2 protein-coding genes and 1 pseudogene are annotated in these 2500 nt (G+C 46.0%); all 3 read left to right on the forward strand.

Going from position 1 to position 2500, the window contains the following annotated elements; all coding sequences use genetic code 11:
* A pseudogene (locus ACR0P9_RS10850) lies at positions 1-474 on the forward strand (aromatic acid exporter family protein); the annotation flags it as partial.
* A 74-nt stretch (positions 475-548) separates the two neighbouring features.
* Positions 549-2141 carry a dicarboxylate/amino acid:cation symporter gene (locus tag ACR0P9_RS10855; RefSeq protein WP_432620042.1) on the forward strand — a complete coding sequence of 531 codons (1593 nt, stop codon included), beginning with the start codon at positions 549-551 and terminating at the stop codon, positions 2139-2141.
* Between the two features lie 21 nt (positions 2142-2162).
* Entirely contained in the window at positions 2163-2462 is a 300-nt protein-coding gene (locus ACR0P9_RS10860; RefSeq protein ID WP_432620044.1) for an STAS domain-containing protein, read from the forward strand.
* Positions 2463-2500: the final 38 nt, after the last annotated feature.

A 2500-nucleotide genomic window follows, 5' to 3' on the forward strand; every position in this document is an offset into this window, starting at 1 on the left:
ATTCAGTTTCAGATGTCGCATAATTTGTGGGGACATATCCGTACGCTGGAGCGCCAATTGGAACTTTATATCAAAGACGCACATGAGTATCAGGACAACACGTTTCACTTTCATCCGGAGTATTATATTGATTATTTTGAGATGCGTCACGCGCAATGTCTGGTGCTGGATAATTTGCACAATGAGCTGCGCCGCGTGCGCAGCAGACCCAAACAGGCACAAATTATTGCGGAATACCTGTTGTATGTGGCAGATTATGTCGTGGAAATCAACAGTCCGGAAAAACAGCTCAACCGTTTGCATGAAATTTTTGCAGATATGAAGCGAGAGGAATTGCCAAAAACGCGAGAAGAATTTGAGAGCCGCGCAATGCTGTATCATATCCTCATGGACATGGAAGAGTTTTTGCTGTACAAGAAGCGGTTTGTCTGTCGATTGGATAAGCAGCAGCGAGAAATTTATTGGAAAAAATAATTCAGCACCCTGTTACAAACTATGTTATAATAAAAATAGATTGTATCGACAATTTGTAGGGGAGCGGGGAATGCATGAAAACAATTGTACAGGAAACATTTGAGCTGAATACAGAGGGCATTGACGCCCTCTCTTTGCGCATTGAACAGACCGTATCACAGTATACATATTTGAGCAAGCGAGATATGCTGCGTGTTCAGATTGGCGCAGAAGAAATGCTCTTGCATTGGATGGATAAAGCCGCAGATTTGCAGGTACAATTGACAATAAGAGAACGAGGACGCTGGTTGGATGTATCTTTGTCTTTACATGGCATTCATTACCCCTGCGATCCAATGGGAGATACAGGTGGCGGATTGGCAGACAATCTGTTGGCAACCTTGGGAATTGGCTGGATTTATCAATTTGATCGTGGACAGAACAGCGTGTATATCTCACTGGAAGTCAAACCGAATCACCGCGTGCAGCAGGTGTTTCTCGCAATGATTCTGGGCGTGCTCACAGCTGTTATCCTGCGTCTTATGCCGGATGGCGCGGCAGAGACTGTGCGAGCCTATACGATCCAACCGCTCTTTGGTATTGGCTCTCATTTCTTGACAGCTGTTGTCTCCCCGATGATGCTACTTGCTGTGATGGATGGTGTACTCAGTGCGGGAAGTCCGCGCAATTTAGACCGCGTGGGCAGATATGCGTGTACGCGATATTTGGTCAGTACGGTATTTGTCATTGTGTGTGCCGGTGTCGTGTGTGCGGTTTTCTTTCCGTTTCATACGGGCATGGGAAGCGAAAACGGTATCGCGGCCTTTCTCGCATTCTTGACGGATATTGTGCCGGACAACGTCATTTCACCGTTTATTACCTGCAATATCACACAGATTATCTTTTTAGGATTTGTGCTTGGCGTTGCTATGCTGTTTTTACAGCGGCAGGTACAGAACACCAAGCAGTTGGTCAATGAAGCCAATCTGATTGTGTGTCGGGTACTGTCTGGATTCGAGACCATACTGCCTGCTTTTATTTATTTGAGCATGACAGATGCCGGATTATCTGCGGATATAACTAGTCTGATGAGCTATATGAAGATGGCAGGATTATTTGTTGCCTTTTTGCTCATCGTCACAGCGGTATATATGGCAGCGGCTGCCTATCGCTCTGCATTTTCTATACGGGAATTGCTGCATCTGCTAAAACCCAGCATCATGGTACAATTGGCATCTGCGTCGTCTTCTGTGGCCTTTACGGAGGCGTATGAGGCTTGCGAAAGAGGATTTGGCATAGATAAAAAACTGGTAGGATTCGCCCTGCCGATTGGAACCGTGATACACAAACCGTTGATTGCCGCAGAGTTTGTCTTTTTCATTGCGGCGGCAAAGGGAGCATCCGGCGAAGGGTTAAATATAGGTACGTTGTGTATCTTAATGATTCTCGCGTTTTTGCTGTCTGTTGCCTATCCGCCGGTATCCGGCGGGGAAATCACCTGTTATACCATGCTGCTGATGCAAATGGGATTGGATGGAGGAATGCTGGCGTTTGCCTGCACGCTGTCCTCACTGTTTGATACCTTGGAAGCTCCGGCCAATACGGTGTGTACAGAATTGCAGCTGCTTCTCACAGCACAGAAGCATCAATTGATGAAACAAAAAACGAAAACATATCATCAGTCATAGTGACGAAGAAGGAGAAGAGAGATGCGCTTATCTATCGAAAAACAGATGGCAGATGCCACGACATTGATTCTTTCGGGACGTTTGGACACAACGACTGCGCCGGAATTGGAAAAGCAAATTGATGCATTGCCGCCGGAAACAACGGCACTTATTTTAGACATGCAAGGATTGGAATACATATCCTCTGCGGGTTTGCGTGTACTGTTAAAAACGCAAAAAATGATGAATAAAAAGGGAACACTTAAGCTGGTACATGTGCCGGAGATGGTCATGGAAGTATTGGATATTACCGGCTTTGCGGACTTTTTGACCATAGTATGACGGGGTATTTGACTGCCGCAACGCTGTTTCCTGTTGCG

The organism is Butyricicoccus sp. (genome assembly GCF_050872565.1).
Classification (GTDB): Bacteria; Bacillota; Clostridia; order Oscillospirales; family Butyricicoccaceae; genus Butyricicoccus_A.